The 22019-nt window shown below is 62.6% G+C and carries 20 protein-coding genes and 1 tRNA gene; 9 read left to right on the forward strand and 12 right to left on the reverse strand.

Going from position 1 to position 22019, the window contains the following annotated elements; all coding sequences use genetic code 11:
- The 3 genes from ACTJKL_RS29925 to ACTJKL_RS29935 form a co-directional block, all read right to left on the reverse strand.
- On the reverse strand, nucleotides 1-217 hold a 217-nt coding region (locus ACTJKL_RS29925), incomplete at its 3' end, for a helix-turn-helix domain-containing protein (protein WP_440854565.1).
- A 218-nt stretch (nucleotides 218-435) separates the two neighbouring features.
- Nucleotides 436-1365 (reverse strand): PfkB family carbohydrate kinase, encoded by a 930-nt coding sequence (locus ACTJKL_RS29930; protein WP_440854566.1) that lies wholly within the window; start codon nucleotides 1363-1365, stop codon nucleotides 436-438.
- A 213-nt stretch (nucleotides 1366-1578) separates the two neighbouring features.
- Nucleotides 1579-2685: a LacI family DNA-binding transcriptional regulator gene (locus ACTJKL_RS29935; protein WP_440854567.1), complete on the reverse strand. Its 1107-nt coding sequence runs from the start codon at nucleotides 2683-2685 to the stop codon at nucleotides 1579-1581.
- Between the two features lie 243 nt (nucleotides 2686-2928).
- Between ACTJKL_RS29935 and ACTJKL_RS29940 the strand changes: the two genes are divergently transcribed.
- From ACTJKL_RS29940 to ACTJKL_RS29950, 3 genes are all read left to right on the forward strand, one after another.
- Entirely contained in the window at nucleotides 2929-3774 is an 846-nt protein-coding gene (locus ACTJKL_RS29940) for an ABC transporter substrate-binding protein (RefSeq protein WP_411934593.1), read from the forward strand.
- A gap of 68 nt (nucleotides 3775-3842) precedes the next feature.
- Nucleotides 3843-4766, forward strand: coding sequence for an amino acid ABC transporter permease (locus ACTJKL_RS29945; RefSeq protein ID WP_440854568.1), 924 nt, complete (start codon nucleotides 3843-3845; stop codon nucleotides 4764-4766).
- Nucleotides 4763-5554 (forward strand): amino acid ABC transporter ATP-binding protein, encoded by a 792-nt coding sequence (locus tag ACTJKL_RS29950; RefSeq protein WP_440854569.1) that lies wholly within the window; start codon nucleotides 4763-4765, stop codon nucleotides 5552-5554. Before ACTJKL_RS29945 ends, ACTJKL_RS29950 begins: the two co-directional genes overlap by 4 nt.
- 4 nt (nucleotides 5555-5558) lie before the next feature.
- Here the strand turns inward: ACTJKL_RS29950 and ACTJKL_RS29955 are convergent, their stop codons facing one another.
- From ACTJKL_RS29955 to ACTJKL_RS29965, 3 genes are read right to left on the reverse strand one after another with little or no spacing between them, the layout of a single operon-like run.
- Complete coding sequence (locus ACTJKL_RS29955) at nucleotides 5559-6497, reverse strand: ornithine cyclodeaminase (RefSeq protein ID WP_440854570.1); 939 nt, start codon at nucleotides 6495-6497, stop codon at nucleotides 5559-5561.
- A 10-nt stretch (nucleotides 6498-6507) separates the two neighbouring features.
- Nucleotides 6508-7218, reverse strand: a complete 711-nt coding sequence (locus tag ACTJKL_RS29960; protein WP_411934590.1) for a GntR family transcriptional regulator — start codon at nucleotides 7216-7218, stop codon at nucleotides 6508-6510.
- 18 nt (nucleotides 7219-7236) lie between these two features.
- Complete coding sequence (locus ACTJKL_RS29965) at nucleotides 7237-8238, reverse strand: SIS domain-containing protein (protein ID WP_411934589.1); 1002 nt, start codon at nucleotides 8236-8238, stop codon at nucleotides 7237-7239.
- Between the two features lie 146 nt (nucleotides 8239-8384).
- Here ACTJKL_RS29965 and ACTJKL_RS29970 point away from each other — a divergent pair, with 146 nt between their 5' ends.
- The 3 genes from ACTJKL_RS29970 (at nucleotide 8385) to ACTJKL_RS29980 (ending at nucleotide 12878) form a co-directional block, all read left to right on the forward strand.
- Complete coding sequence (locus ACTJKL_RS29970; RefSeq protein ID WP_440854571.1) at nucleotides 8385-9869, forward strand: FAD-dependent oxidoreductase; 1485 nt, start codon at nucleotides 8385-8387, stop codon at nucleotides 9867-9869.
- 100 nt (nucleotides 9870-9969) lie between these two features.
- Entirely contained in the window at nucleotides 9970-10809 is an 840-nt protein-coding gene (locus ACTJKL_RS29975) for a sugar phosphate isomerase/epimerase family protein (RefSeq protein ID WP_437406734.1), read from the forward strand.
- Between the two features lie 17 nt (nucleotides 10810-10826).
- Complete coding sequence (locus ACTJKL_RS29980; RefSeq protein WP_440854572.1) at nucleotides 10827-12878, forward strand: oxidoreductase; 2052 nt, start codon at nucleotides 10827-10829, stop codon at nucleotides 12876-12878.
- Between the two features lie 452 nt (nucleotides 12879-13330).
- On the opposite strand, the gene ACTJKL_RS29985 is transcribed toward ACTJKL_RS29980, so the two are convergent.
- From ACTJKL_RS29985 to ACTJKL_RS30000, 3 genes are all read right to left on the reverse strand, one after another.
- A tRNA-Ile gene (locus tag ACTJKL_RS29985) sits at nucleotides 13331-13404 on the reverse strand.
- Between the two features lie 119 nt (nucleotides 13405-13523).
- A complete protein-coding gene (locus tag ACTJKL_RS29990; RefSeq protein ID WP_127712680.1) occupies nucleotides 13524-13907 on the reverse strand; it encodes an HVO_A0114 family putative DNA-binding protein in 384 nt (127 codons plus the stop codon).
- Between the two features lie 632 nt (nucleotides 13908-14539).
- On the reverse strand, nucleotides 14540-15436 hold the full coding sequence (locus ACTJKL_RS30000; RefSeq protein WP_440854574.1) for a LysR family transcriptional regulator: 897 nt from the start codon (nucleotides 15434-15436) through the stop codon (nucleotides 14540-14542).
- Nucleotides 15437-15551: 115 nt separating this feature from the next.
- Between ACTJKL_RS30000 and ACTJKL_RS30005 the strand changes: the two genes are divergently transcribed.
- Both ACTJKL_RS30005 and ACTJKL_RS30010 read left to right on the forward strand, forming a co-directional pair.
- The gene (locus tag ACTJKL_RS30005; protein ID WP_440854575.1) at nucleotides 15552-16292 is read left to right on the forward strand and encodes an SDR family oxidoreductase; all 741 of its coding nucleotides are present in this window, start codon (nucleotides 15552-15554) and stop codon (nucleotides 16290-16292) included.
- 66 nt (nucleotides 16293-16358) lie between these two features.
- On the forward strand, nucleotides 16359-17264 hold the full coding sequence (locus ACTJKL_RS30010; RefSeq protein ID WP_127712683.1) for an SDR family oxidoreductase: 906 nt from the start codon (nucleotides 16359-16361) through the stop codon (nucleotides 17262-17264).
- A 254-nt stretch (nucleotides 17265-17518) separates the two neighbouring features.
- Here the strand turns inward: ACTJKL_RS30010 and ACTJKL_RS30015 are convergent, their stop codons facing one another.
- The 3 genes from ACTJKL_RS30015 to ACTJKL_RS30025 all read right to left on the reverse strand — a co-directional run bounded on the left by ACTJKL_RS30015 (nucleotide 17519) and on the right by ACTJKL_RS30025 (nucleotide 20964).
- Nucleotides 17519-18289: an SDR family NAD(P)-dependent oxidoreductase gene (locus tag ACTJKL_RS30015; protein ID WP_440854576.1), complete on the reverse strand. Its 771-nt coding sequence runs from the start codon at nucleotides 18287-18289 to the stop codon at nucleotides 17519-17521.
- 57 nt (nucleotides 18290-18346) lie between these two features.
- Nucleotides 18347-19546 (reverse strand): arabinose transporter, encoded by a 1200-nt coding sequence (locus ACTJKL_RS30020; RefSeq protein WP_440854577.1) that lies wholly within the window; start codon nucleotides 19544-19546, stop codon nucleotides 18347-18349.
- A 68-nt stretch (nucleotides 19547-19614) separates the two neighbouring features.
- Nucleotides 19615-20964 (reverse strand): amidohydrolase family protein, encoded by a 1350-nt coding sequence (locus ACTJKL_RS30025; protein ID WP_411934582.1) that lies wholly within the window; start codon nucleotides 20962-20964, stop codon nucleotides 19615-19617.
- A gap of 111 nt (nucleotides 20965-21075) precedes the next feature.
- Between ACTJKL_RS30025 and ACTJKL_RS30030 the strand changes: the two genes are divergently transcribed.
- Nucleotides 21076-22017 carry a LysR family transcriptional regulator gene (locus ACTJKL_RS30030; protein ID WP_440854578.1) on the forward strand — a complete coding sequence of 314 codons (942 nt, stop codon included), beginning with the start codon at nucleotides 21076-21078 and terminating at the stop codon, nucleotides 22015-22017.
- Nucleotides 22018-22019: the final 2 nt, after the last annotated feature.

The raw sequence follows: 22019 nt of genomic DNA on the forward strand, positions 1-22019 counted from the left end.
GCCGCTCTTTGCGGATATCGTCAGCAACGGTCGGGAAGTAACCGCTATAGTCGGGCAGCTCGCGATCGTGGAAGGTGTTGCGCCTGATCTCACGGTAAATCGTCGATCGATGACGACCAAGTTCGCGCGCCATTTCTTTGATCGGCACTTTGCGTTCGACAAAGTGGAAGAGGCGGCGTCGATCAGTCAGATTCAGCTGCGAATAGCGTCGGGACATTCCAAAATCTCCAAGGGGAACCCATTGAAATCATTGGCATGTCGCACTTGGAAATAGAATGTACCTTCGGGGCTAAGAAGATCGCATAATGTATCCCCTGGAACGTTCGTTCCGGCGGACGCTCGATGGGTCATAGATGATTGATCCATCTGGTTTGCAGCAAGTGGAGCTTCTGCAGATAGTGGTCGGAACCGGCGCCTAACTAGCAGGCAAGGCGCCTATTGCTCGCTCCCTCGGACCGAGGCCAGGGTGACCGTTCGGTTGGCTTCCTCGGGCGGGCTTGCGGAACGAGTGGTGCGGTAGATCTCCTCCAGGTCCATCATGTTTGAAAGGTCAACGCTCATGGTGGCCGCGTGTCCAAAGGCGCCGCGCGTCAGGCAGGTCTTCGCAGCCGCCTCTGCCGCCTCCTTCAGGACCGTTTCTGGATGGCGGTTGTTGAGAAGACCGACGAGGACGTTGGCGATATGAGTATCGCCCGCGCCAAGAGTATCGATCGCCTCGACCGGAGTGGCCGGTGCTTCGAACACTCCGCCCTCACCAGCCAGAAGCGCACCTTCGGCACCACGGGTGACGAGGCTCCAGCGTGCGCCGGCTCCCCTCGCGTTTTGCGCAAGCGCCAGCGCTTTCTCACGCGATGCGCCGCCATCCGAGAAGGCGATAAGGAAGCAATAGGGTGCGACGCGGGCGATGCGCTCGGCGTCGTGTACCGTTGCAAGATCGTAGGATACCTTCGTCGCCTCGGCGAAGCGCGGCAGCCACGCATCGACATGGCTCGAGCGACCGGTGTGGACGGCGTCGAAGTGAGGAAGCCGCGCGAGGTCCGCTTGGGAGGGAGCGATGATCGACACACTGAGGTTCGCGCCCACGAACACCCGATCACCGCCGTGCGTCTCGATCACACAATAGGCCGTCCGCCCCGGCTCTATCCGCAGCGAGGTAATATCGACGCCTTCTTTAATCAGTGCGTCGCGGATCAGGCGTCCCGCATCATCGTCGCAGACTGCGCCGACATAAGCCGTCTCCGCCCCCGCGCGATGGGCAAAGACGGCGTGGTTCACGCAATTCCCGCCGGGGAACATGAGGTTCTCGCCGCGGTAGCAATCGACCACATTGTCACCGAAGGCTAGAATTCTGACGGGACGTGGCATCTAACAAACTCTCCTGAGAAGATACTGAGAACGTTCTCAATTAAAGAACTGCACCTTGAAAGGCAACTGAATTTCTCCGTGGGAGTGTCTGAACAGATACGGTGGCTAGTATGCGGGCAAAGTTGGACGGCAGGAGCTTGGAGGGAACCCAGCGAAACTCGCGGGCGTTGGAAGAGAATCATTAAAACGCAACGCCTGGGCTGATTTTGTGGGTTAGAGCCGGGCGACGGAGCCGCGTTCGATCAATTCGGCTGGCATCAACACCGTGCGAGGCGGATAGCCCTCGCCGTGAATGCGCTCGAGCAGCATCCGCGCGGCGGCTTCGCCCATGGCGAGACGCGGCTGTGCCACGGTGGTGATGCCGGGGCGGTGGAAACTCATCCAGTCGAGATCGTCGAAGCAGATGATAGAGAGATCCTGCGGGATCGAAATCTTCAGCTCGGTGAGCGCCCGCATGGCGCCTTCGGACATTGTGCCGTCCGTGGTGAACAGCGCCGTTGGCGGGTCCGACGCTATCATCAGGCGCGGGACGACCGCTTGCGCCGCGAGCGCGGAATAGCTGCCCGCTTGCAGTGTCAGGCGCGGGTCGACGGGCAGGCCCTCAATTCTATGCGCCCGAATATAGCCGAGGAGGCGCTGCCAGCTCGGATAGAGCGTATCCGTCTCGATCGGGTCGCCGGCCACTGCGCGGGCGAGGAATGTATCGAGCCCACCGCTTCCTTCGTCGACGAGTTCCGCCACGATGGCGATCCGGCGGTGTCCGGCTGCAATCAACTGGCGCACCGCATGTTCGGCGGCGGCGATGTTGTCTGTTGCTACGCGGTCCACCATCAGGCCGGCGACCGCACGGTCGATAAGAACGAGCGGGACGCCCATGGTCCGCAGATTGTGCAGGTGCCGCGCCTTGCGAGTGTCGCTGGGGGTGACGATCAGTCCGTCCACCTGCTTCTGCGCCAACAACTCGACCGAATGAACCTCTTTGAGCTGTGTTTCGTCGCTGTTGGTGATCAGCAGGCCGAAGCCGTTGGCCTCCGCGACATTGGAGATACCGCGCAGCACCGAGGCGTAGAACGGGTTCTGGATATCGCCGGCAACGACGCCGAGCGTGCGGGTTTTGCCGGTGATGAGGCTGCGCGCGAGCGAATTAGGCCGGTAGCCGAGATCCTGGGCGGCCTTGAGCACCTGCTCCTTCTTCTTTTCGCTAGTATAGCCGTAGCCGCCAAGAACGCGGCCCGCGGTCGCCGTGGAAACGCCTGCTGTGCGTGCAACATCCGCGATCGTCGCCTTGCTTTTCGGAGCCCCGGGGAAATTTCCTCTCACATCTATGGCCTCGCTAAATGAGAATTTTTTCAGTTGGGGTTTGAGAAAAATTGTAGTCCTTTTTAGGTGTTACCAGATCGGCGTTCCATTTCAACGTCTATTGCAACCTTTTTCTCCGCACCGGCACGCTTGACTGACAGGCATTCTCCGTGTCTCATATGTGAGAACGTTCTCGTTATGCACAAGGGGAACCAGAGAACGCAATCGCGGACCCACCGTGTTCGCTACAACAAGGAGGATGTCATGTTTAAATCCATTCTGGCTGGATGTGTCCTAAGTGCGGTGCTGGTGATGCCGGCGCTCGCCGAGGTCATTCCCGCGCTCCACGATGCCCTGCCGCAGGAGTACAAGGAAAACGGCGTAAAGGCCGCGGTCTTCAACGATTGGGCACCGGACGAGTTTCAGGACGCTGACGGCCAGCTCAAAGGCTGGAGCGTCGATATCGCTAAGGAGATGGAAGAGCGCCTCGGCGTGCCCTTCACCTTCGAAGGGACGAGCTTCGACGCCATCATCCCTGGCCTTCAATCCAAGCGATTCGATGCGGGCTTCTCGTCCTTCGGCACCACGGCGGAACGCCTGAAGACACTGGATTTCGTCTCCCAACGCAAGATCGGCACCTCGTTTGCCTATCCGGCCGACAGCAAGCTCGAGATCAAGACGGCGGCTGATGCCTGCGGTCTGACGGTTGCGGTGCTGAACGGCTCGTGGGATCTCGGTCTTCTGGAAAAGCTGAACGACAACGAGTGCAAGGATAATCCGGTGACCATGCAGACACACGGCACGCAGGCCCAGGCGGAGCTCGCCGTTCGCTCCCAGCGCGCTCAGGCGACCGTGGCCGGTTCCGTCAAGCTCGCCTACATGGCCAAGCAGACCGGGGACCTGAAGGTGTCCGAACTGGTTCTCTCGCCGGTGAACAGCTGCATCGGCGTGCGCAAGGGCGATCCGCTCGGGCAGGTCATGACGGATGCGATTCAGTCGATGATCGACGACGGCACCTATGAGAAGATCATGGCCAAGTGGGGTCTGAACGATTCCGGAATGCTGACCAAGGCGCTTTTGATCACGGAAGAAAATCCGGCGGACCTCTAGGAACGCCCCCCCGGCCCGGGCTTTTCCTCCGGGCCGGGGGGCGCTTGCGACCGGCACAGGATATGACAATGTCTCAAGAACCGTTACACCGCCCCTCGATCCACGACGTCAAGCCCATCGCGGTGCCGAAGGTCGGCCACTGGATCGGCGGCGTGGTCATTGCCATCCTGGCCGTCGTCTTCCTGCAAGTGCTCGTCACCAACAAGAACATGCAATGGAGCGTCGTCGCCGAATACATGTTCAGCCCGGCCATCCTGTCGGGCCTCGGCATGACGCTGCTCCTGACGTTCCTCGCCATGGTTCTCGGCCTCGCGATTGGCGTCGTGCTTGCCATCATGCGCCTGTCGGCCAGCCGCGTCTTCCAGGTCGTCAGCTGGGGGTGGATCTGGTTCTTCCGAGGCGTGCCGCCGCTGGTCCAAATGATCTTCTGGTACAACCTGGCGCTTCTCCTGCCCGAAATCTCGATCGGCATTCCCTTCGGCGGGCCGAAGCTCCTTTCCTGGAACACCAACCAACTCATCACCCCTTTCAGCGCCGCGATCATGGGCCTTGCCTTCACCGAGAGCGCTTATGCCGCCGAAATGATCCGCGCTGGCATCCAGGCCGTGAATGCAGGCCAGACGGAAGCGGCCGCCACGCTCGGCATGAAGCGCGGGCAGACGTTGCGCCGCATCGTGCTGCCGCAGGCGCTACGCATCGTCATTCCGCCGATCGGCAACGACACGATCTCGATGCTGAAATTCACCTCGCTCGTCTCTGTGCTGGCGCTGCCCGATCTGCTCTATTCCGCCCAGATGGTTTATGCGCGCACGTACCAGACCGTGCCGCTGCTGCTCGTCGCGACGATCTGGTATCTCGTGCTCACCACGGTCCTGACGGTCGTCGAACATGCCGTCGAGCACCGATTGAAGTCCGAACACCACGCCGGCGCGAAGAAGGCGGGCGGGTTTTTCCCATTCCGGCTCTTCGCACGCCAGCGGGAGGCCATATGAGGAACGACCAAATGACTGCCGAGCCGCTGCTGAAGGTCGAGCGCCTGCGCAAGAGTTTCGGCGCGCATGAGGTGCTGCGCGGGATCGACGTCGCGGTGATGCGCGGCGACGTGACCTGCATCGTCGGGCCCTCCGGCTCCGGCAAGAGCACGCTTCTGCGCTGTCTCAACTATCTCGAAAAGCCGACCGGCGGCGCGATCTTCCTGCGCGGCGAGCCCGTCGGCGTGCGCTGGAAGGGCGAGAAGCTCTACGAGATGAGCTTCAACGAGCTAGCCCGCCAGCGTCAGCGGATGGGCATGGTCTTCCAAGGCTTCCATCTCTTTCCGCACAAGACCGTGCTCGAAAACGTCATCGAGGCGCCGGTGCAGGTCAAGCGCGTGCCGCGTGCCACGGCGGTCAACGAGGCGATGGTGCTTCTGGAGCGCGTCGGCATGAAGGACCGCGCGACCTACTATCCGGCGCAGCTCTCCGGCGGCCAGCAGCAGCGTGCGGCAATCGCACGTTCGCTGGCGATGAAGCCAGATGTCATGCTCTTCGACGAGCCGACTTCGGCGCTCGACCCCGAGCTCGTCGGCGAGGTTCTCGCCGTGATGCGTCAGCTTGCGGACGACGGCATGACCATGATCGTCGTCACGCACGAAATGGGATTTGCGCGGGACGTCGCCGATCACCTGATCTTCATGGACGGTGGGGTGATCGTCGAGCAGGGACAGCCAGTCGACGTGCTGACGCGCCCGCAGCACGACCGCACGCGGGCCTTTCTGGCACGGGTTCTGGCGGACGCCTAAGGCGTCAGCCGAGCGTCTGCGAAAGCGCAGCGGCGGTGAAAAGGTCGAGATGGGCGCCGCCGTTGTTCTTGAACACGGTGATCTGATCAGCGCCGGTGCGGCCTTCTCTTTTCCCCTGCACGAGCTCGAAGAGATCGGCCTCTACGGCATTCCAGGTAATTGCGCCGGATGCGACGGCCTGCGAAAGATCGCCGCCGCCCTGCATGTTGTTGCGGCTGTCGACGAAGATCGTGCCGCGCGTCAGGGCCGCGTTGTCCGCTTCTCGAAGATGAGGCAGATAGGCACCGACGAGATCGAGATGGGCGCCGGGCCGCAGAAGCGTGCCCTTGACCAGCGCCTTGTCCGACATGGTGACGCAAGACACCACATCGGCGCGGGCGACGGCGTCATCGAGGTCCTCGCCGACCACGGCGTCGATGCCCTTCTCCCGAAGCTGGACCGCGACAGCCTCGGCCCTGGAGGGGGTGCGGTTCCAGATCGTGACCCGCCGCAGCGAGGGGCGTGCGGCGAGATGCGCTTCGGCGAAATGCGGAGCGAGCGCACCGGCGCCGACGACCAGAAGGTCTTCGACGTCCTCGCGGGCGAGTATGGCGGCGCCGAGAGCGGAATCCGCGGCTGTCTTGCGCGCCGTCATGGCTGCGCCATCGGCGATAAGCAGCGGCCCGCCAGTCTTGCCGTCGAATAGCGCCACCAGCCCTTGAACGGCCGGCTGCGGTGGCGTGAGGCTCGTGTTCTGTGGAAAGACGCCGACCATTTTCACGACGATCGGGCCGCCATTTGCCCAACCGGGCAGTGTGACGAATTGGGCTTCGCCGCCGGCTGGGTCGGATTGCACCACGACCTCGGAGGCAGGCATTTCCCCGAGATGCCCCTTGCGCAGTGCCTCGATCAGAAACTGCCAGGAAAGCGCCGCGTGAACGGCGGCGGCGTCAAAAACATGCATGTCGAACCTTTCAGGACTTGATCGTGTAGGTGACCAGATGGCTTGGGGTGACGAGCTGCGACAAAGCGAGCGGGCGCCCCTCGGCGTCGGTGACGATCTTTTCGATGCGGTAGACGGGCTGGGCGGCGCTGACGGAAAGAATGGCGCGCTCGCTGGCCGAGGCGAGGTTGACGTCGATCTGCCGCTCTGCATGGGCCGGCTCAATGCCGGCCATGTCGCGTAAGGCGGCGAAGAAGGAGCCGCCGGCGGCGACCGTCTCTACCACATCGGGAAAGCGCGCCGCGTCGAACCAGAGGGTTTCGAGCGTCATCGGCCTGCCGTCGTCCTCCAGCAGCCGGTCGAAGCGGATCAGGGCTTCCGCCTGCACCCGGGCGCGGATGGCCGGCGCATTGGGATTGTCGGTCCGAGCAAGGATGCGATGGCTGGCTTTTCGGCCGAGCCCGTCCATCGTTTCGGAAAAGCCGGAGAGGGAAACGAGCGTCTGGCGCACCTTGCCCGGCATGACCAAGGTGCCGCGGCCCTGCTGCCGCTGCAGGCGGCCGTCGCCGCAAAGCTCGCCGATGGCGCGCCTGATGGTGATCCGGCTGACGCCATACCGCGCCATCAGCTCCGGCTCGGGGGGCAGAAAGCTGCCCTCGGCGAACTGGCCGGTTTCGATGCCGGCCAGGATCGCGCGCCGGACCTGTTCGTAGAGCGGCAAAAGGTTCGCTTGATCTTCCATCCGCTCTTCCAGGCCTTTTCAGTAGCTGATCTTCTTCATGTAGCGCCGCGCCTCAAGCATTTCGTGCTTGCGCAGGTCGGCGATCTTATAGGCGAAACGCCAGAGCGTGTCGAAGAAGATCAGTGGCACGACGTTGCCCCAGAACTGGGGGTCGATGCCGGAGAGATCGAGCTTTTCAGCATCTAGCACCAGGATGTTCTCGGCCGAGCCGAAGCGGTGCAGGAATTCGTCGGCGCGCTGTTCGAGCGGCCGCGTGCTGTCGAGACCCTTCATCAGGATGAAGGCGCGGTTTTTGTCCAGCACCTCGAAGGGGCCGTGGAAGAACTCGTTGGCATGGATCGCCTGGCTGTTGATCCACTGCATTTCCATGAGCACGCAGATCGCGAAGGAATAGGCCGCGCCGTAGCTCGCGCCGCTGGCGACCGTGTAGACCACGTCTTCCTTGGCAAACCGCGGCGCAAAGTCCTCGAACATCGGCGCGAAGGTGGCCTGCGCCCGGTCGATTGCTGGCTGCAGGGCAACAAGGCTGTCGATCAGCGTCTCGGTCAAGTCTTCGCCGCCGGTGAGCGCAACGAGACCCATCACGATCTGGTAGATCCGCGAATAATTGCTGTTCTTCGCATCGATCGGCACGCCGGTCGTGTAGGGCGCTTCGAAGCCGACAACATGGTCGACTGCCTTTGCGAGGGGGGAGGCGGGCTCCACCGTCAGGCCGATGGTGGTGGCGCCTTTCGAACGGGCGAATTCGGCCGCGGCGGTGGTTTCCTTCGTGGTGCCGGTCATCGAGCAGAGAATGACCAGCGCATTCCGGTCGAGCGAGCGCGGAGCGCGGGCGACGAACTCGGCGGCATTATAGATGTCTGACGGCAGCGGCGCGTGCTGGTCGAGCAGGAACTTGGCCGGATGCATGATCGACAGCGAGCCGCCGCAGGCGACGAAGAACACATGCTTCACCGATTTGGCGTCGAGGGCGGAAAGCGCCGCAACGACGCCGGCGTCAAAGGCGGAGGGGAGGGACATGGTCGGACCTTTCTATATGACGTCATAATACGTATTGTAAATTTCGCGGAGGTGTCAAGCGGACCTTGACACCTCGGCCCAAACTTTGCGAACGTTCTCACATGGAACGGGAATGTCATCGCTGCGGCGATGGGCGGGAGTGGAGCGTGACCGAGATCTACGACACCGTGGTTGTCGGCGGCGGCATCATCGCCGCGGCGGCTGGTCAGCACCTGACGGCGGCGGGCTATCGCACGCTGCTGGTCGAGCGCGACGACTATGGCGCGGGCACCTCCAGCAAGACCTCGCGGTTGCAGCATTGCGGGCTCGGCTACCTTTCTGCCGCCAGCGGATCGATTGCTGCCTTTCTGGCCCACCCGCGCAGCGCGATCGAGTGCGTCAGCCTCATGCGCCGCTCGATGCAGGGGCGGGCGGAGTTCGTGCGTCTGGCGCCCGGGCGGGTGAAGCCCGTCACCTTCTTCATTCCGCTGACGCCGGAAAACGCCATTCCCCGCTGGAAAGCCCGCCTGGCTTTTCGTCTGATGGCGGCAAGCGACGGCGGCAAGGTGCCGCTCAACCTTCGCATCCTTTCCGCTGAAGAGGCGCGGGCGCACCCGGCGCTTCAGGGCATGGTGGGGCTCAAGAGCATTCGCGGGGCGATGAGCTTTACCGAATACCAGTATCACTGGCCGGAGCGCATTGTGGTCGATACGGTGATGAAGGCGCGGGCGATCGGCATGGAGGCGCTGAACCATACGGCCGTGACGGGGCTGGCGCGGAAGGGTGATCTCTGGCGGGTCACTCTGACGGCCGCCGAGGGATCGCGCGATGTTCTGGCGCGTGCGGTCGTCAATTGCGCGGGCGTCTGGGTCGATGAGATCACTGCGCTGGCGGGGGCGCCGCATATTTGCAAGAATACCGGCGAAAAGGGCACTAACATCGTTGTCCGCCTGCCGGAGGGCCTGCGCGGCATCGGGTTCGAGACCGTGACGGCGGCGGGTGCACCCTTCTATCTAATCCCCTGGGGCGAGCTTCATTATGTCGGCCCGTGGGATTCTGCCTCGGATGGTAGGCCGGAAGGCTTTCGCGCAACGGAGGCGGAGATCGCCGCCATTCTCGATCAGCTTCGCCGCCTGTTCCCGAGTTTCGACCTGAAGCGCGAGGATGTGCTCTATGCCTGGGCTGGCGTGCGGCCGCGCAGTCTTGCCAGGGACGGCAAGGGGTCTGCGCCCGTCGTCCGCGAGCATGATCTCACCGATGAGGGCCTCCCGAATTTCTTCACTTTCACCGGCGGGCTGCTGATGACCCACCGTGATGCAGGGCGGCGGCTGACGCGCGCCGTTGCGCGCCGGCTAAGACCTTCCGGCCCGCCGCGCCGGCTCGATGCGCCGTCGCTGCATCTTCCGGATATGGATCAAGTCACGGAAGCCTCGGTCACCCATGCTGTCCTCCGCGAGCAGGCGCGCACGCTCTCGGATATCTTGCGCCGCCGCCTGTCCGTTGGCTGGGAGCCGGATCTCGGCCTACGCCATGTGGACAGGGCCGCGAAGCTTGCGGCCCCGCATTTCGGCTGGACGCCTGAAGAGACGGCGGCAAAGATCGCCGATTTCATCGGCGAGACGACAACCGAATTCAGTGTTGGGACATCTTAGCCGCCATGAAGCGGCGCGCTGACCTGCAAAATTGGAATGAGAACGTTCGCATAAACGAGCTGAAGTTGCCGCATCGGGGATCACTAGAGGAGGACAGAATATGGCACTTGATGAGCGCAATATCAGCGTGATGAATTTCCACTATGTGCGGCATACGATGGATCGGTTTCTGTCCGATGTCTGTGATGCCGGGGTCTCCCGCATCGAGCTGTGGGCCGCCGCGCCGCATTTCTATCTCGGCGACAAGACGCTGGCCGATGCGCGGGCGCTGGGACGCAAAGTGCGTGGCATGGGCCTCGACATCGTTGCCTTCACGCCTGAGCAGTGCATCTATCCGGTCAATATCTCCGCGAAGGAGCCGGAGCTGCGCGACCGCTCGCTGCGTTATTTCCTGGAGTCGATGGAATTTGCCACCGAATGCGGCGCCCCAGCGCTTCTGGTCACCGCAGGTGGCGGTTATCGCGACGAGCCGACGGAACAGGCACTGGAGCGCTGTGTCGACTCCATGGGCATCCTCTGCGACCGCGCGCAGAAACTCGGCATCGATCTCTGGATGGAATCCCTGCCGGACTCCTTTGCCAACATCATCCGTTCGGCCAAAGAACTCCGCGAGCTGATGGACAAGCTCAAGAGCCCCGCGCTTCACTCGGTCTACGACGTGGCCGGCGCGGTAATGACACATGAGACGCCGGAGGACTATTTCACCCACCTCGCCGGGCGCGTCGCGCATGTGCATTTCACCGATTCCGATGCCGGCGGTAGCCACCTCGCCTGGGGCGATGGCATCATCGATCTCGACAAGCTGGTCGCCTATCTACGCAGCCAGAATTACGAAGGATCGCTGACGATCGAGCTGACCAACTGGAAATACAATGTCGATCCTACCCCGCCGCTGAAACAATGCGTCGAGGCCATGCGCAAGGCCCTCGGTTCGGCATAGGCGGGGAGGCGCCGGACATGGAGGAGCAAAACCCAGCCGCTGCGCCGGCAGGCAGGGCCGATCCGTTGCTGCGACCGCTGCAGCTTGGCCGGCTTACTCTGCGCAACCGGATCATGAGCACCAGTCACGAGACCGCCCTGGACGAGGGCGGACACCCGCTGGAAGCCTATCAGCGTTATCACGAGGAAAAGGCCAAGGGCGGCCTTGCGCTGACGATGTTCGGCGGCTCGGCGCGCATCTCCGCCGATACGAGCTGGGGCGGCACGCAGCTCGACGTGTCGAGCGATGCGGTCATCCCCGCGTTCCGCACCTTTTCCGAGCGCATCCACGGCCATGGGGCGGCGCTCATGTGCCAGATTTCCCATGTCGGCCGGCGGGCGAATGCCACGGTCGGCGCGTGGCTTCCCGCGCTCGGCCCCTCCCATTCCCGCGAGGATTATAACCGCAACTTCGCCCATGAGATGGACCGCCATGATATCGCGCGCATCGTGCGAGACTTTGGCCATGCGGCGCGACGGGCGCGCGAGGGCGGTCTCGACGGCATCGAGACGATGACTGGAGGCCACCTGATTGGGCAGTTCCTGTCTCCAATGGTCAATCGCCGCAGCGATGAATTCGGCGGCTCGCTTGAAAATAGGATGCGCTTTCTGCGTATGGTCTATGAGGAGATCCGCAGCCAGGTCGGCGCCGACTATCCGCTCGGCATCCGCTACACGATCGATGAGGATCACAAGGACGGCCTGAGCTTTGCCGAGGCAGTCACCGTTGCCAACAGGCTGGAGCGGGAAGGGCTGGTCGATTTCTTCAACTGCATCTTCGGCCGGTTCGACACCCGCCTCAACCTGCTGGTCTATAACATTCCCGACATGACGGCGGCATCCGCGCCATGGCTGCGCCAAGTCGGGACGTTCAAGGCGGAAACGAGCCTGCCGGTCTTCCACGCTGCCAAGATCGCGGATGTCGCGACCGCGCGCTACGCGATCGATGCGGGGCTGGTCGACATGGTCGGCATGACGCGTGCGCATATGGCAGATCCGCAGATCGTCAACAAACTGCGCTCGGGCAGGCAGGACCAGATCCGGCCGTGCGTCGGCGCATCGCATTGTCTCTATCGTCCGGTGCATTGCATCCACAATCCGGCAACCGGCCGCGAGACCTGGCTGCCGCAGGTGATCGGGCGCTCGCCACATGCCGGGCGCAAGGCGGTCGTCGTCGGCGGCGGGCCGGCTGGGCTGGAGGCGGCGCGGGTGCTCGCCCAGCGGGGCCACCACGTCGTGCTCCTGGAAGCGGCGGGCCGGCTTGGCGGGCAGCTCGTGCTGGCTGCCAAGGCCCGCCTCCGCCGCGACCTGATCGGCATCGTCGACTGGCGCGTTGCCGAGCTGGAGCGCCTCGGGGTGGATGTCCGGCTCAATGTCTATGCGGAGGTGCTGGACGTTCTTGCCGACGCGCCAGATCTCGTTCTCGTTGCCACCGGCGGCATTCCAGATTTCGGCCCCGTGCGGGGAAGCGAGTTGTGCCTTAGTGTCTTCGACGCTCTTGGGAATCCCGTGCAGATCGCGGATGACGTGCTGATTTATGACGCGACCGGGCGTCATCCCGCGCCCTCGGCCGCCGCGGAGATCGCGGCGGCCGGGAAGAGGGTGACATTCGTTGCCCGCGATCCCTCCATCGCGCCGGAAATGGAGCATCATTCGAGCATCACCTACCGAAAGGCCTTCGCCGAGCACAACGTGCACGTCCTATTGGAGCACGAACTCGTTTCGGTCAGCGCACAGGACGGGCGGCGGTTGGCGGTCTTGCGCCACCTGCTAACGGGCCGAGAACTCTCTACTACCCACTCCCAGATAATTGTCGAGCATGGGACGATACCGGTCAACGGACTCTTCGATGAACTGCGGCTTCTATCTGTAAACGATGGTGCAACGGAAATCGCAAGCCTAATAGGGCCAGCGCCTTTGCGGGAGCGAGCACCGAACGGTTTTGAGCTGCACCGTATCGGTGACGCGGTCAGCAGCCGTTCTGTCCATGCCGCCATGTTGGATGCCTTGCGGTTGGGGCTGCAGTTTTGATCGCTCGCGAGAATGTCTTATGCGACACCGCGGTCAAGCAGCCGTGCGAACCCAGGACTCCCTCCGGTTGGCTTGTTTGTCGGCGAGACCATCATGCATCCACGCACTTTACAATCGGGGCAGATTGCAAGGTCCTTTCCGGCGAGCATGCCTATGGCACCCCATCTCGAGCGCGCGGGCGGGGGCTCACGGATTCACGTCCTGGATCGCTGACCCGGTTTCGCGGCCGCGCAGCACGCGTGCTGCCGCGCCCTCGCTCGCGTCACTTGCGACCGGCAGACGCGCCGACGCTTTTGGGCGAGAGCAGGCGCACAAGCTAGCTATCTTGGAAACGTGCTGCTTCTAGCATCGCATAATGTATCGACTGGCACTGACCGGCTTCTCCAGGTCTGGTGGCTCTTTTTGAATAACTAAGCAATGGCTGTACGGCCGTTGCGATCAGTATGGTGGTATGGTGGGCCCCGGCAGGGCTCGAACCTGCAACCAATCGGTTATGAGCCGACGGCTCTAACCATTGTACAGGCCCCAGCAGAAAGTTTTCTAGGGACAGCAAACCGATTGATCAAGCTCCGGTCACGATCACTTCCTTCGCGACTACGGCGCTAAGGGAAAAGCAGGTCCGAGCTGTCGACGTCAACGCATCGTTCACATTGTCAGCCGTTCGGCAGCACGCTTCAAAGGCACATCGAGAATGATGTCTGAATAATCGACGCGAGGGGCCCGGGTTTTACCCGCACCTTTTTCGAACCGGACTAACCCGAAACGCTCCATGGTGCGTAGAGTGCGTGATAGATTGGACGGAGCCCGTCCTGTCTTTTCCGCTAGCTCATTCATCGAACTGGGCTTTGTGGCCGCGATTAGCGCAAGCAGTTCCCTGTTCCGATCAGAGAGAACCTTCGCGAAGCTCTCCATGGACGTGAACCATACCTTAGGGTCATCAGCGCCGGGCTTGATCTGCCCCCGCGCGACCGCCATCGTGCGTTGCTTGTAGTCCTCGTACGAGGCAATACCTACTTTGAGCGTCGTCATGATATGACTCCTTCCTCTTTCAGGGCGGAATCCACCTGCGCCCAAAAATCTTCGAGCAGGGTGGCTGCGTCCTTGTAATCATATGGGCGGATCGTCTTGAACCGGTGCCTGTGGTCGTTGACGACGCGTTTCTTACCAGCCGGTCCCCCCCTGGGTGGGGACTGGATGGGCATTATCGAATCCGACAATGCGCTCGCCCGACTTATCATGCAGGGTGAGACTGTAATTTAGGCCATGCGGCTTGCGCTCGTCGGCTTTCACGCGTTTCACTACGAACTTGACGCGATAATGTCCGTTCGCATCGACGAAGAACGTTTCACCGTCCAATCCAAAAAGGGCATCTAGCCCCTCATCTCGTTCTACACTCATATTATCTATGTTATCAGACACTGATAACATAGATGCAACAAAATTCCGTGTGAGGGTTTCAAGTCTATCGTTAGGGGAGCCGCCGGCAAGCCCCTCGCTACCATGCAGGCGAGGTCACGCTGGAACTGTTTCACTCAGGCGCAAGCAATCGGTTTGCAGCCGAGGAATTGCTACCGACCTCGCAAACTGCGAAGCCAGATGAAGCGACTGACGTTGCGGTCGACATCTCAGAGCAGCTCACTGTCTACGCCGGGCGCACCTGGTCAGTCCCGAGTCTGTCTGTATTGCAGCGTCAACCAGTCAAGAAACACACGCAGCCGCGGCGAGAGCTGGCGCGTGTGTGAATAGAGAACATGGACGGGGATCTTCGGTGGCGGAGCATCGGCGAGTATCTCGACCAATGAGCCGTTTGCGACTTCAGATGCAATACGGTAGCGCGGCACTTGGATGATGCCGAGACCGGCGCAGGCCGAGGCTACGTTGGTCTCGGCGCCCGTAACGGTGATGACGGTGGGCAGGAGCATCTCGCGTACACGGCCATCGATCAGGAATGCCAAGGGAGCGATAGAGGGCATGTCCGGCGCGAGCAGGCCGATCATCCGGTGGCCGTCCTCCAGATCCTCCGGCACTTCCGGCGTTCGGAATTTCGCCAAGTAGCTTGGGCTCGCGAACGTCCCGCGCTCGAGTTCTACAAGTTTGCGCTGGATTAGGCTGGAATCCGATAGCGCTCCCACCCGCACGATGCAGTCGTAACCCTCGCGGACGATATCCATCGGCTGATGCGTCTCGCTGATGTGGAGCCGGATGTCGGGAAATTGCTCCAGAAAATCCGCGAGGCCGGGCAGCAGGAAATAGCGCGCCTGGGTGCCATGCAGGTCGACGCGCAGCAACCCCGAGGGTTTTGCCCCGCTGAAGCCGGCTTCGGCGTCTTCGAGATCGCCGATCAGGCGAACGCAGCGCTGGTAATAAGCCTCGCCGTCCAACGTCGGACGCACCACCCGCGTCGTGCGCTCCAGTAGGCGCACGCCAAGCCGCCGTTCCAGGAGCTTCACCGCATCCGTCACTGTGGAGCGCGGCACGCCCAGGTCTTCCGCTGCCAGCGAGAAGCTGCGCCGCTCGGCTACGCGAGTGAAGATGCGCATGGCATCGAACCGATCCATTGTTCGAGATCTCCGGATTGTGATGGCAGACAATGCCTGATTATCTGGGGGATGCAAAGGTCCATCTTGTTCTCATCGAAACGCGCTGCGGCGCATCACCGGAAGGAGAACGAAAATGGCAAATAACGAAAACAAGGTCGCAATCGTCACCGGCGGCTCGCGCGGCATCGGCGCGGCGATCGCCGGTCGCCTTGCGGGAGACGGCTTCACTGTCGTCGTCAACTATGCCGGCAGCGCCAAGGCTGCGGAAGAATTGGTCGACAGCATCGAGCATGCTGGCGGCCGGGCGCTCGCAGCCCAGGCCGATGTCAGCGACGCAGCCGCCGTCGCCCGCATGTTCGACAGGACGGAAGCTGCGCTCGGCGGGGTCGATGTACTGGTCAACAATGCCGGCATCATGAAGCTCGCGACGATCGCCGATGGCGACGAAGCCTTCGTCGACAGCCAGATCGCCATCAACCTCAAGGGCAGCATCAACACGATGCGCGAGGCCGCCAAGCGGCTGCGCGCCGGCGGTCGCATCATCAATCTCTCCTCCAGCGTCGTCGGTCTGTATCAGCCGACCTATGGCGTCTATGCGGCCACCAAGGCTGGTATCGAGGCGATGACGCATGTGCTTTCCAGGGAACTGCGCGGCCGCAACATAACGGTCAACGCCGTGGCGCCGGGCCCCACCGCGACAGCCCTCTTCCTCGACGGCAAGCCCCAGGGCGTCATCGACAACCTCAGCAAGCTGGCTCCGCTGGAGCGCCTCGGCCAGCCCGAAGACATCGCCAACACGGTGGCCTTCCTTGCCGGACCGGACGGCGCATGGATCAACGGTCAGGTGCTGCGCGCCAATGGCGGGATCATCTGATCCCTCTTCCACCTCACAGCCACGACAACCGCAACCTGAAAAACGCACGAAGGATGCGTCCGTCCCATGAGCAAGAAAATCGCCCTCGTCACCGGCTCTTCCAGCGGCTTCGGCCGGCTGATCTCCGAAGCGCTCGCCCGCGCCGGCCATGTCGTCTACGCCTCGATGCGCGATGTCGCGGGCCGCAATGCCAGAAACGCCGCCGAGATGGTTGAACTGTCTGGCCAGGAAGATATCGACCTCCGCCCGATTGAGCTGGACGTCCAGTCTGAACCCTCCGTCAATTCGGCTGTCGAAAAGATCACTGCCGAGGCCGGGCGGATCGACGTCGTCGTCCATAATGCCGGCCACATGATGTTCGGACCGGCGGAAGCCTTCACGCCTGATCAGTTCGCCCAGCAGTACGACGTCAACGTGCTCGGCACGCAGCGGGTGAACCGCGCCGTCCTGCCGCAAATGCGCAAGCGTCGCGAGGGGCTGCTGGTCTGGGTGTCGAGTTCCAGTTCGGCCGGCGGCACGCCGCCATATCTCTCGCCCTACTTTGCTGCCAAAGCGGCAATGGATTCGCTCGCCGTACAATATGCCCGCGAACTCGCCCGCTGGGGCATCGAGACGACGATCGTCGTTCCCGGTGCCTTCACCAAGGGCACCAACCACTTCGCCCATTCGGGCAGCCCGGCCGATCAGGCCCGGCTCGCCGAATATGAAGCCGGCGGCCCCTATGCAGGCTTCGGCGACACGGTTCGGAATGCCTTTGCAGCCATCGTCCCCGATGATGCCGATCCCGCTCCGGTCGCTGACATGATCGTCGATGTGGTCAATGCGCCCTTTGGCGAGCGCCCGTTCCGCATCCATTACGACCCGACGGAAGACGGTGCGAATATCGGCTTCAGCGTTCTCGATCGCTTGCGTGCCGAGATGTTACACCGTGTCGGTCTCGGCGATCTCCTCAAGCCGGCGAAGAAGGCGTGATAGGTTCATGGCTCGCGGGAGTATCGAAGCTGCCCGCGAGCTCAACCATTCGCAGCGAAGCGTCTCGCCAGATCGATGAAGGCTCGCAGCTTTGCACAGGCGGCGGCCGCTGCAGCGGGTCCAGTCGTCTGCAAACAGGACCGCCCTATTATCCAGGCGATCTACCGTGGCATTCGACCAGCACCAGAGTGCCAATTTTGCCGGTCACGCCGGCGACCGTGGCAACGGTTTTGGAGCTTCGCCTCCTATATTGCTCACGTCGGGAGAGCCACACCGGAAATCTCCGCGCAGATGGCGAGCAACCGATTCTGAAGGTCCGGATCGCGAGCCTGCGGGTTCGCTGCCCGGTGCTTCATGTGATAGAAATATTCCCCCGTCACATTGGCTTTCGGATCGTCGCCGGCCGCAAGCCAGGCTTGTGTCAGAGGCGCCTGCGCCATGTCGTCGGGTGCGCCCGGACCGCCCATCTTGGTTGGCACCCAGCCCGGCTCCAGCGAATTCGAGAATACGTCCGGCCAGCGACGCGCGATAGCGAAGGCGAGCATGGCATCATGCAGCTTGCTCTCCGTATAGGCCTCCGATCCGTTCCACCGGCGCTTCTTCCAGAGGATATCGTCGAGATTGGCGTCGGCATGGTGATGCATGCCGGAAGACAGATAGACGAGCCGTTTGGGACGGTCGATCAGGGCGGTCAGAATGTAGGCAGACAGGGTGTTGATGGCAAAGACATGCGGCAAACCATCAGAGGTGAGGCGATGGGCTTCGCGGTATCCGACGGCGGCATTGTGGATCACCGCGTCGAACCTCCCGAGTTTGTTGACCTCGGCGGCAACCTCCGTAGCGCCAGCGATAGTTTCAAGGTCGCCGATCACGACGGCCTCGGCCTGCGGCAGAGCCTGGTGGGCATCTCTGGCGCGAGCGGCGTTTCGGGCGTGAAGCACGATCTGGTGGCCTTGCTCGGTCAAAAATTCAGCGGCCATGAGGCCGAGCCCGGTGGACGATCCGGAAATGAAGATGCGGGACACGGGAAATCTCCTTTGTCTGGTCGGCGAGTTCCTCTCGCCAGCATTGTGTAACGATGGTCAGGGTTGTGAAGAGCGGACAGTCAGGACGAGTGCGGCACCTATGAGAGCGCAGGCTGCGCCGAACAGATAGACGGCTGCGTAGCCGAACTGCCCGGCGATGACGCCAGCGACCGGGCCAGAAATGCCATAGGCAATGTCCAGGAAAGCGACGAATGCGCCCATGGCACTGCCGCGGTTGGCGGGAGGGACCCGCTTCAAGGCTTCGACACCAAGAGCGGGGAAGACCAGCGCGCAGCCAAGGCCGGTGACCAGTGCGCCGGCGAGCGCCATCGATTCATTGGGCGCCATCCAGATCATGGCCTGACCGGCTGCCTCGATCACCAACGACCAGAGCGCGACGCGGTAGCCGTTCATTTTGTCGGGCAGTGAGCCGAAGACAACGCGCACGAAGATGAAGCCGGTACCGAAGGCGGTCATGACCAGCCCGGCATTGTTCCAATGACGCGCTGCGAAGTAGAGGGATGCAAAGGCGGTAAGGCCCGAAAGCCCGACGCCTTGCAGCATCAGGCCGGCGCCTTCGCGCCAGATTTGCCCGATCACCTTGTAGAAGGGCAGGCGAGGGCCGGCTGGTGCTGCGTAAGGAACCTCACGCAAGGCGATTGCGGCCGCAATCATCGGCGCAGCGACGCAAGCCACCATCGCGGCTTCGAGGCCAGCGCCCGTATACAGCCCCATGCCGATCGGAGCGCCAACCGCCAAGGCTGCGAACATCGCGATACCGGTCCAGGACATCGACATGCCGGCGCGTTGAGGCCCGACCGAAGCGATCGACCAGGAGACACAGCCGGTGACGAAAAGGCTTTCGCCGAGGCCGGCGGCGAGACGGCCGACGATGACAATTGGAAGGCTGATACTCGGCGAAAAGCCGGGCATGGCCGCGGCGAGGTAAAGCAGGCCTGCGACCGTGCTGACCGCCGCCCCCTGAAGCGCGGAACGCTTGCCGCCGCGGCCGTCGGTGATGCGCCCGGCGTAGCCGCGGCTGAGCACGGTGGCGAGGAACTGGATGCCGATCACCAGGCCCACGACAAGACTACTGAAGCCGAGCTTGTCGTGGATGAAGAGCGGGATGACCGGCAGCGGTAGTGCAACGGCGAGATAACCACAGAAGAGCGCCGTGATAATACCCGGCGCAGGGCGGGAAAGATATTCGGTTGCGGCCTTCGATCGGGCCGCACCGTTCATGACAGATGCCGACATGGCAGCCTCCATACAGAAGAGAATTGTGGGGGGTGGCAGCGCCGCCGGGCAGCAGGCGCCGCTTTCGGTCAGGCGGACTTTGTGCGGGCGGATGCGCCGAACAGGTCTGGGCGATACCCGCTCTTTTCCATCAGGTAGTCGCGCGAGGCGGTGACATCCGCCGTCAACTTGACGAGGTCGGCGCCGACCAGCTTGCCGCCACGCTTGCGGATCTCGCCGCCGACCATGACCGTATCGACATCCGAGCGCTCGACCCCCTGGACGATGGTGCCGACGGCGTTGTTGACGGGTACGACGGCGACACCATCGGTGCGCACCATGATGATGTCGGCTTGCTTGCCGGGCGCGAGCGATCCGACCGCACCCTCAAGCCCCGTGGCGCGTGCGCCGTTGATGGTTGCCGCTTCCAGGACGCGCTCGACGGTGATCGGCGAAGGCACATTCTCTTCACCACGGAACCTGCGATAGCGCATGGCCGAGCGCTGCTGCGAAAAGAGGGCGTGCATCTCGCCGAAAATGTCGCTGCCGAAGGCAGTGTCGAGGTCGATGCCGATGGCCGGCGTCAGGCCATGGTCGATGGCTTGCTGATAGGCGAAACTCTCGTCATCGAAGCCGAACAGCGCGTCCGAACGCGGGTTGACGGTGACGTTCACGCCGGCATCGGCAAACAGCCGCCACGTTTCCTGCGGAATACGGGTGCAATGATTGAAGATGTTGTGCGGACCCAGCACGCCCTTTTCCGCAAATTCCGGGCCGAGCTTAGCGAGATCCCCGAGGAACTCGGTCAGGATGCGCATATCGAGGTTGCGGGCGACCCTCCACCAGTCGAGATTGAGCTGGCCGAACAGGCCGACGCGAACGAGGCCGTTACTGTGGTTCCAGTTGTCAGCCAGCCGCTTCAGGTCGCCCGGCAGGTGTGCGGTGGACGCTTTCTTGTCCATGGCGGCGCCCACCATATGCAGCGCCCGGATGCCACTGTCCTCAAGCGCATCGAGGGCAGCATCGGTATGTTCGGGACTGCGGGAGGAATGGCACGCATCGATGACAGTCGTGACTCCGGCGTCGAGGCAGGCAAGCGCCGTGAGCTTGGTGCTGAGGTACATGTCGAGCGGGCGATAATGCGCGCCCAGCTTTTCTGCGACGACATCGATATAGACAAAGAGGTCATCCACATCGGGCATCAAGCGGCGCATGACGCCGAGCCACATGTGATGATGGGCGTCGATCAGTCCCGGCATGATGATGCTGCCGGAGGCGTCGATGACGGCTGCGTCGCCAACGGCGAGGTTCGGCCCGATGGCCGCTATCCTATCGCCTTCGACCAGCAGGTCGCCGGTGGCAAGATTGGGAACCGTCCTGTCCATCGTCAGGATGGTGCCGCCTTTGAAGAGCGTGCGGCGATTGTCGCGCTTATTCATGACTTGGTCCTTTCAAATTTCCAAGGGGCAGGACCGTTATCGCTCTGGAGCGCTCTTGAATTAAGTGCGCTTATGTCAGATGCTTCCTGACGAAATGTCAGGAGTAATCTCATGCCATTCGATGGACGGGTTCTCTCCGGGGTAAGCGTGCTTGCCGCCGTGGTCGAGGGCGGCAGTTTCGTCAAAGCCGCGGAGTTGGTCGGCATCACCGATTCCGGGGTCAGCCGCGCTATCGGCCGCCTTGAAACACGCCTTGGCGTGCGGCTGCTCGATCGGACGACACGCTCGGTGACGCTGACCGATGAAGGGCGGCGCTTCTATGAAGAGGTGAAGCCGCACCTGAACGCCATCGAGGACGCCGCTGTGGTCGTCTCCGGTGCGGCATCAGCGGTGCGCGGCCGGCTGAAGGTGGATATCGATCCGTTCTTTCTGCCGCTGGTTCTGGCTGGCCGGCTCGGGGCGTTCTGCGAACGCTATCCGGATCTGTCGATCGAGTTCGTCACCAGAGAGCACGTCGGCGATCTCGTCGCAGAAGGCATCGATCTTGCAGTCCGTTTCGGTCAGCCACGCTTTGCCAGCCTGGTTGCGCGGAAGCTGATCGAAGCGCCGATCCTCACCGTTGCGTCGCCCCGCTATCTGGAACGGCACGGTCGCCCGGGCCATCCAAGTGACCTGATCGGCCATCGATGCCTGCAGTTTCTCGATCCCTATACCGGCCGCACATTCGAGTGGGAGTTCATCCGGGGCGACGAGACGATCGAGGTTTCGACGACGGGGCCACTGACCTTCACCGACCCGAAGGCGATGCTGGAGGAATGCCTGGCGGGAACAGGTATCGCTCAAGTTATTGGCTGGGGCGTCGGGCAGGCGCTGGCGAGCGGCTCCCTGATCGACTTGTTTCCGGACTGGCATGGCGAGCGCTTTCCGCTGTTTGCGTTCCATCCGTCGCGCAAGCATCCGCCGGCAAAGGTGAGAGCCTTCATAGACTTCTGTGCCGAAATCGCATCAGGGCTGGAGCCTTCGGCATCGAGGGTGCCGGCCTTGGGCTCTTAGCC

Origin of the sequence: Sinorhizobium sp. 22678, from assembly GCF_052044265.1 — a bacterium.
Lineage (GTDB): Bacteria > Pseudomonadota > Alphaproteobacteria > Rhizobiales > Rhizobiaceae > Sinorhizobium > Sinorhizobium meliloti_A.

What these genes read in the sequence shown, in the direction of transcription:
- ACTJKL_RS29930 (WP_440854566.1), bottom strand. Translation starts at nt 1,365, where the DNA reads ATGCCACGTCCCGTCAGAATTCTAGCCTTCGGTGACAATGTGGTCGAT.
- ACTJKL_RS29940 (WP_411934593.1), top strand. Translation starts at nt 2,929, where the DNA reads ATGTTTAAATCCATTCTGGCTGGATGTGTCCTAAGTGCGGTGCTGGTG.
- ACTJKL_RS29945 (WP_440854568.1), top strand. Translation starts at nt 3,843, where the DNA reads ATGTCTCAAGAACCGTTACACCGCCCCTCGATCCACGACGTCAAGCCC.
- ACTJKL_RS29950 (WP_440854569.1), top strand. Translation starts at nt 4,763, where the DNA reads ATGAGGAACGACCAAATGACTGCCGAGCCGCTGCTGAAGGTCGAGCGC.
- ACTJKL_RS29955 (WP_440854570.1), bottom strand. Translation starts at nt 6,497, where the DNA reads ATGCATGTTTTTGACGCCGCCGCCGTTCACGCGGCGCTTTCCTGGCAG.
- ACTJKL_RS29960 (WP_411934590.1), bottom strand. Translation starts at nt 7,218, where the DNA reads ATGGAAGATCAAGCGAACCTTTTGCCGCTCTACGAACAGGTCCGGCGC.
- ACTJKL_RS29965 (WP_411934589.1), bottom strand. Translation starts at nt 8,238, where the DNA reads ATGTCCCTCCCCTCCGCCTTTGACGCCGGCGTCGTTGCGGCGCTTTCC.
- ACTJKL_RS29975 (WP_437406734.1), top strand. Translation starts at nt 9,970, where the DNA reads ATGGCACTTGATGAGCGCAATATCAGCGTGATGAATTTCCACTATGTG.
- ACTJKL_RS29980 (WP_440854572.1), top strand. Translation starts at nt 10,827, where the DNA reads ATGGAGGAGCAAAACCCAGCCGCTGCGCCGGCAGGCAGGGCCGATCCG.
- ACTJKL_RS29990 (WP_127712680.1), bottom strand. Translation starts at nt 13,907, where the DNA reads ATGACGACGCTCAAAGTAGGTATTGCCTCGTACGAGGACTACAAGCAA.
- ACTJKL_RS30000 (WP_440854574.1), bottom strand. Translation starts at nt 15,436, where the DNA reads ATGGATCGGTTCGATGCCATGCGCATCTTCACTCGCGTAGCCGAGCGG.
- ACTJKL_RS30005 (WP_440854575.1), top strand. Translation starts at nt 15,552, where the DNA reads ATGGCAAATAACGAAAACAAGGTCGCAATCGTCACCGGCGGCTCGCGC.
- ACTJKL_RS30010 (WP_127712683.1), top strand. Translation starts at nt 16,359, where the DNA reads ATGAGCAAGAAAATCGCCCTCGTCACCGGCTCTTCCAGCGGCTTCGGC.
- ACTJKL_RS30020 (WP_440854577.1), bottom strand. Translation starts at nt 19,546, where the DNA reads ATGTCGGCATCTGTCATGAACGGTGCGGCCCGATCGAAGGCCGCAACC.
- ACTJKL_RS30025 (WP_411934582.1), bottom strand. Translation starts at nt 20,964, where the DNA reads ATGAATAAGCGCGACAATCGCCGCACGCTCTTCAAAGGCGGCACCATC.
- ACTJKL_RS30030 (WP_440854578.1), top strand. Translation starts at nt 21,076, where the DNA reads ATGCCATTCGATGGACGGGTTCTCTCCGGGGTAAGCGTGCTTGCCGCC.